Source organism: Bradyrhizobium sp. LTSPM299 (assembly GCF_000938235.1).
In the GTDB taxonomy this organism is placed as follows: Bacteria; Pseudomonadota; Alphaproteobacteria; order Rhizobiales; family Xanthobacteraceae; genus Bradyrhizobium.
Genome location: NZ_JYMU01000096.1, coordinates 1 through 7,196 on the forward strand (window position 1 = coordinate 1; position 7,196 = coordinate 7,196).

At 59.3% G+C, this 7,196-nt stretch carries 5 protein-coding genes; all 5 read left to right on the top strand.

From position 1 onward, the window contains the following. The coding region (locus UP10_RS45600) for an ATP-binding protein (RefSeq protein WP_044592745.1) at nucleotides 1–2,398 on the top strand (2,398 nt) is incomplete at its 5' end. Nucleotides 2,399–2,572: 174 nt separating this feature from the next. After that, complete coding sequence (locus UP10_RS40505; RefSeq protein WP_044592746.1) at nucleotides 2,573–2,956, top strand: Cif family virulence factor; 384 nt, start codon at nucleotides 2,573–2,575, stop codon at nucleotides 2,954–2,956. A gap of 303 nt (nucleotides 2,957–3,259) precedes the next feature. Beyond that, the gene (locus UP10_RS40510) at nucleotides 3,260–3,955 is read left to right on the top strand and encodes a sensor histidine kinase (RefSeq protein ID WP_197087022.1); all 696 of its coding nucleotides are present in this window, start codon (nucleotides 3,260–3,262) and stop codon (nucleotides 3,953–3,955) included. An 880-nt stretch (nucleotides 3,956–4,835) separates the two neighbouring features. Further along, nucleotides 4,836–5,606, top strand: a complete 771-nt coding sequence (locus tag UP10_RS40520; protein WP_044592749.1) for an alpha/beta fold hydrolase — start codon at nucleotides 4,836–4,838, stop codon at nucleotides 5,604–5,606. A 375-nt stretch (nucleotides 5,607–5,981) separates the two neighbouring features. Continuing rightward, a complete protein-coding gene (locus UP10_RS40525) occupies nucleotides 5,982–6,806 on the top strand; it encodes an alpha/beta fold hydrolase (RefSeq protein WP_044592750.1) in 825 nt (274 codons plus the stop codon). The last annotated feature ends 390 nt before the right edge of the window (nucleotides 6,807–7,196 follow it).

The window sequence follows — 7,196 nt, forward strand, 5'->3', positions numbered from 1 at the left end:
GTGGCGCTTCGTCAGCATCGTCGGCCCTGGCGGTATCGGCAAAACGACCGTGGCAATCTCGATCGCTCATACGCTGAGTGATGGATTCCATGACGCGGTCTTCTTTATCGATCTGGCTGCGCTGACCGATCCCGAACTGGTGCCGACAGCGATCGCGTCGGCGCTCGGGTTCGCGGTGCAAACCCAGGATCCGGTCGTTGGTCTGCTGGCCTTTATCGGCGACAGGAGGATCCTGCTCGTGCTCGACAATTGCGAGCACGTGATCGGCGTTGCGGCAGCACTGGCCGAACGCATCGTCAGCGAGGCGCCACAAGCGCACATCCTGGCGACCAGCCGCGAAGCGCTCCGGGTGGAAGGTGAACATGTCCACCTATTGTACTCACTTGATTGTCCACCCGAGGATGCCGGCCTGACCGCCATGGAAGCGCTTCGGTATCCCGCTGCCCAGCTTTTCATGGAACGGGCCGCGGCGAGCGGCTATGGCGCCGAGCTCAGCGATATCGATGCGCCGATCGTCGCCCGCAGCTGCCGCCGGCTTGACGGGATCGCACTTGCCATTGAGCTTGCGGCCAGTCGCGTCGGCTCCCTTGGGATTCGTGAAACCGCGGAGCTGCTCGACAACCGCTTCAGCTTGCTCTGGCAGGGCCGCCGCACCGCGCTGCCGCGGCACGAGACGCTGAATGCGATGCTCGATTGGAGTTACAACCTGCTTTCGGAGCGCGAGAAGGTGGTCCTGTGCCGGCTGTCTTTCTTTGTCGGGGCCTTCACGCTTCAGGCCGCCAGCTCCGTTGCGTCGGAGACGGAGGCAGACGATGCGGACGCTACCGACGCGGTCGCGAGCCTGGTTGCGAAGTCCCTGATATCCACGACTGCCATCAACGAATCGACACACTATCGGCTGCTCGACACCACGCGCGCCTACGCCGCTGCCAAACTCGGAGCGCGTGGCGAAGCGGCTCGCATCGCCCGGCGCCATGCGATCTTTTATTCCAGGTTTCTCGAACACGACGAGATCATCCAGTCATTATTCGGCGAACATGATCTTTCGGGGTACGCCCTGCATATCGGCAATGTGCGGGCGGCACTCGGATGGGCGCTGTCAGACCATGGCGATGCCGCGGTCGGCGTCGAGCTCGCCACCTGGGCGGCGCCACTGTTCTTCGGACTGTCGCTATTCGAGGAATGCAGGGGTTGGTGTGAACGGGCGCTGGCCGCGCTCGACGACGCCAGCCGAGGCACCAGACAGGAGATGATCCTTCAGGAAGCCTTGGCGCTGGCGTCGATGTTCACCAGGGGTCACACCGATCAGATTCGCGCCGAATACGAGCGGGGACTTGCGCTTGCGGAAGCGTTCGCGGACCGCGCACGCCAACTGCGCCTTCTCGCCGGTCTGAACATTTTTCTCACACGACTCGGCGACATCCGCGGCGCCCTGCCGGTCTCGGAACAGGGCGGCATCATCGCGCAGGCTGCCAGGCACCCGTTCGGCACCGTCTGGGCGGAGTGGGGAGTGGGCAATACTCACCACTTTATGGGCAACCAAGCCGTCGCAAAGCTGCATTTTGAGCGCGGTATGGCACTCGAGGTTGAGCTCGGTACTTTCAATGCCCACCTCTTCGGTTTTGATCCGCGCATCTTCGCGCTCGTCGGCCTTGCCCGCACCTTGTGGCTGCGTGGCTTCTCCGATCAGGCACTTAGACTCGTGCAAAACGCCATCGATGAAGCGGCAAGCCGGGGTCACCCAGTTTCAGTCTGCGTTTCGCTGGTTTATGTCTCGACATTGCTACTGTGGACCGGCGATTTACTAAAAGTCGGCGACCTCATCGAGCAGCTGATCGTATACGCCGGAAGATACTCGCTTGCACCGTACCGTGTTCTCGGCATCGCGCTGAAGGGCGAACTTGCCATCGCCCGCGAAGAGCCGGAAGCCGGCCTCGATTTGCTACGGGGCGCGCTGGAGACTCTGCGCGCTCAACAGTTCAATCTCCTCATCACAGATTTCATCGGCGCGTTGGCGGAAGGTTTGCGCAAGACCGTTCAATTCAAGGAGGCGCTTTTTGCGATCAACGGAGCCATTGCGCGCGCGAAAAATAGTGGAGTGGAATTTAACTTGTCCGAACTGCTCCGGATCAAATCGCAGATTCTCGTAGCACAACATGACCGTGAATCAGCCATGAACTGCCTGACAGAAGCGCTTACTGTCGCGCGCGCGCAATCTGCACTCGCTTGGGAGCTGAGATCAGCGATGGCCCTGGCACGCTTGCTCGCCGAAGACGGCCAGCGCGATCAGGCCCGGCATACGCTCGCCCTCGTCTACGACCGCTTCACCGAAGGATTCGAAACCGCAGATATGAAGCTGGCGCGCACGCTGCTTGAGGATTTGCATAGCCTTTGTTAGCCGCTCCACGCCAAGCCGACGACCTCCGCAACATTTCTTTCCGCCTGGAGACCCGGCGGAACCGGACTCCCTGCACCCGTCTAACATTTTCTAACGCAATCAAACGGGCCAAGCCGTCGTCCATCTGGCATGGTCGTGAAGTGCAAATTGCCCAGAATCTTTCGAACCCACACCATGATGAAATCCTCCGTTCCGCCAAACGCTCCCGTCGCCCTCCCACCCCTGTTGGCCGCCTACGTTGGAGCAACCAACAGTTTCGATCTCGAGCGACTGCTGGCCACTTTCGCCGAGGACGCTCTCGTCAATGATCAGTTACGGGACTACTGGGGAAAGCCCGCCATCAGAGAGTGGGCGAAGCGCGATATCATCGGCGAGAGTCTGACGATGAACGTAACCAAGGTGATCAGCCACTATGGGAACTTCATCGCGACGGCCAATGTCGATGGCAACTATGACAAGCGCGGCCTGCCTGATCCGCTGGTGCTCGCCTTCTATTTCACCCCCCTGAGCGATTTGATCGTTCAACTGATCATTCTTCGTAATCGATACGATATTTGAGAATCGACACGGCCGTCGCCATGGTCATTTCAACCGATGTGATCACCTCATCGAGCTGAAGCTCCCCTTTGTTGGAGCCGATGCGTCGCTTGAAACGCGCGCCTCAACTGCACGACTAACACAATCTTACAACGTCAAACTCGCGTACGTCGCGAGATTGCACGACGCTTTCAATCAGATTTGTTCAATGCCTCCCAACTAAGAGAGCCCGTCATGCACGAGACACACGGACATGTCAAAGCGACAGAAGGCAGCGCGGCTTTTGGTACCCCACGGATCTCAACGCGACCCATGACTTGGAGCATGACGGCCAAGGCGAAACCACACAAGCAGTCGGAGTTTGAGTCAGTTTTACTTGCGATAGCAGGACACGATCTAAGGCAGCCACTTCAAGTCATCCAAAATGTTCACGATATTCTCGGTCGCGGCCTTCGAACGACATCTGAGTTGCGCCTGCTGCAGTGCGGTCAGAGCGCGGTTGAGCGATTAAGGGATCAGCTTGATGAATTACTCGCCGCCCTTCGACTCTGCGAGAGCGGCAAAAGGGCGAAGCTAACGTCGGTGCGGGTCGAGCCCTTGTTGCAGCAAGTTACCTGCGCGGACAAAGTCGCAGCTCTAACAAAGGGAGTCAGCGTTCGTACGGTCTCGACTAGCGCTACAATTGAGAGCGATGCTCTGCTTCTCGGTACCGTTCTGCGCAACTTGGTCAGCAATGCCATCAAATACACACAGCCTGGTGGCCACGTTCTCGTCGGTTGCCGGCACACCGACCAGAGGATCCGCATCGACGTTTATGACACTGGAATCGGCATAACTGGGGACCAGATGCCTCGAATGTTCGAGGCTTTCACCCGTTTTGATCCTGCGCGATGCGATGGTCTTGGCATTGGCCTCTTCATCGTGCGCCAGGCTATCGGAATTCTGGGACACCGCATCGACGTCGCTTCCACCCCCTGTCGCGGGTCACGCTTTTCCATTTTCGCGAGCCGGGCCGAATGAAAGTGAGAAACCTCCTTCGAAAATGCGGACTGACTGCATTGCTTTTGATCGATGAACAACGGCAACAGCCACCGCGGAAACGCGCTGCCCTGCAACACCGTTAGCCAGAACCCGACGGGGCAGAGAGCTATGCGTGAGGGCGGCTTTCGGAAGAACGTACTCAGGAACCTCCTGCTGAAGGTAGGGGAGATCGTCTCGTCCATTGTTACCGAGATCAAGGGCCGGCATTTGACGTCGATCAATTGACCTCGTCATCCAACTGAAGCTCTTTTGGACTCGATGCGTCGCACAGGACGCGCGCTTCCAGCAACGCTGACTAACATAATCTTACAACGTCAAACTCGCTTACGTCGCAAGAATGCGTGACGCTCTCAATGAATTTGCTCAATGCTTAAGAGCCCGTCATGCACACGAAACACAAAGACATATCGAGGCAGCAGATTGGCGATGCGGTTCGCTACCCACGGGCCGCCCGCGGCGTGCACGAAAGCAACAGGAGAACATCATGGCTTCGTTCAAAAACTCTTGCTGCTTTGGCATTGTTGTCAGTGACGACGAGTGCGCCGACGTTCCCAACAACATTTCGTCAGGAGCTAAGCGAGCCCCAGGGCAGCAATTCCTAGTGCCTCCACAACTATTCGGCAGACGAGTTCGACTGTTCTTATGCCGTTCGAAGCCAATGTGCGGCGACAGCAGCAGGAGGCCTCGGCCAGTGTGAGCCAAACCATTTTCGGTAAGTGCGTTAGCAGTGCCGCGCACGATAGCAGCGCCCTCCAAGCTCGTCGTTAGCCATATCGAACCCTTAACGTGACTAACTTCAATCTCAGGCAAAGGGAATCCTTCCATGAATAGCCAAGACGATCGCCGGCCGAGGTATACAATGAACCGACGCGCATTCGTAAGCATGGTGGCTGCGGGGGCGGCTGGCACTCTTGTCCAGGGCACCGCCGCCGCGGCACAGCCGGCGCCGACGGCAAAAAACGTCGTCCTTGTGCACGGGCTGTTCGCCGACGGGTCATCCTGGTCCGAGGTGATTGCGCGATTGCAGGCAGCGGGGCTCAATGCCACATCCGTGCAAAACCCGCTGACAACCCTGCCTGACGCGGTAGCCTCGACCGAGCGCGTGCTGGCGCGGCAGGATGGCCCTACCGTTCTGGTCGGTCACTCCTTCTCCGGGATGATCGTCACCGAGGCCGGCGTACATCCGAAGGTATCGGCGTTGGTCTACATCGCGGCACGAGCGCCCGACGCGGGCGAGGACTACACCGCGCTTGCCAAAACATATTCGACTCCGCCAGCGTCGGCGGGCATCATTTTCGACGGCGATGAAGGACGTCTCAGCGAGGCCGCCTTTCTGCGCGATTTTGCCGGCGACCTGCCGGAAGCCAAGGCCAGAGTGCTCTACGCCGTGCAGGAGCCGTTCCACAAGGCTCTGCTGTCAGGCAAGACCACGCACGCGGCGTGGCGATCGAAGCCGAGCTACTATGCGGTTTCAACGGAAGACCGCACCATCAATCCTGACCTTGAGCGCTTCATGGCCAAGCGGATGAACGCCAAGACCATCGAAGTGAAGGCCAGCCATCTCTCGCTGATCTCTCATCCCGACGAAATCACGGGGCTGATCCTCGAAGCCGCCGGACAGCAAGCCTGACGAGCCCAGCGCGTGCAGAGCACGAAAGGAGCTAGGAGCCATGAAACGCTTTGGATCTGCCGCCTGGAACGGCGGCCCGCGTGAAGGCAAGGGCTCGGTCTCGACCGAAAGCCACGCGCTGGAAACCTATCCCTACACTTTCTTCAGCCGCTACGGTGAAAAGCCCGGCACCAATCCGGAGGAATTGCTTGGCGCGGCTCACGCCGCCTGTTTACCATGTCGTTCGTCAGACTGCTCGACATGGCGAACTTCGTGCCGGAGCAGAACGGCCCTGTCACCCATTGGAGGCCGAGTTCAACCGAGAGCACGCGCGACGATTGAAGCGCAGAGGTAACGGCATAGCGGATAACGAGGCAAGTACGACAGGAGCTAATGATGACGACCATCAAGACCAGAGACGGTGTCGAGATTTACTATAAGGACTGGGGCTCCGGTCAGCCCATCGTGTTCAGCCATGGCTGGCCGCTATCATCGGATGACTGGGACGCGCAGATGCTGTTCTTCCTCAATCACGGCTATCGCGTCATCGCCCATGACCGCCGCGGCCATGGTCGCTCTAGCCAGACCGGCGAAGGCCACGATATGGATCATTATGCCGACGATCTCGCTGCCGTGACAGCGCATCTTGACCTGAAGAAGGCCATTCACGTCGGCCATTCCACCGGTGGCGGCGAAGTGGTGCATTACCTGGCGCGGCATGGCGAGAGCCGGGTGGCGAAGGCGGCCATTCTCTGCGCGGTGCCGCCGTTGATGGTAAGGACGCCGGCCAATCCCAACGGCCTTCCCAAGGAAGTCTTTGACGGATTTCAGATACAGCTCGCGGCCAATCGCTCGCAGTTCTATCGCGACGTCGCCTCAGGTCCGTTCTATGGCTACAACCGGCCGGGCGCCAAATCTTCTGAGGCCGTTATCCAGAATTGGTGGCGTCAGGGCATGACGGGCGGTGCCAAGGCGCATTACGACGGCATTGTCGCTTTCTCGCAGACCGATTTCACCGAAGACCTCAAGAGGATCGCCGTGCCGGTGCTGGTGATGCATAGCGAGGACGATCAGATCGTTCCCTATGTGGCCGCCGGGCCATTGTCAGCCAAGCTCCTGAGGAACGGGACGCTGAAAACCTATAAGGGCTTTCCGCACGGCATGCCCACGACCGAAGCGGCCACCATCAACACAGACCTGCTCGCCTTCATCAAGGGTTAGCTGCCAGCCGAATGCCTAAGGAATTCTGGACAGGGAATTTTGCCGCCCCCCTCCGAGCCTGATTCCAGACACAGCGTCTTTCCATCGCCGTGATCAGGATCGACACATCATGATCAAGATCGGTGCGCGGCAAAATTATAAGACTACCCGTCTGCTTCGCCGGCTCTCGACCAGCAATGATCATGCTCGCCCTCGCGCCACCATCGATAGCCGTCGTGTCGTTCGACCACCGCTGCGCGACTCCAATTCCGCATCTCGTGACCGGCCGACCGGGCTCGTCGCCTCACCGGTCGTCTTCCAAACAGGCATCCAACGTACGTCGGCAACAGACCGCCAGCATCGAAATCCCCATAGCGTCTGACGCCCCACACTGCCACACCTCCCGCGGTT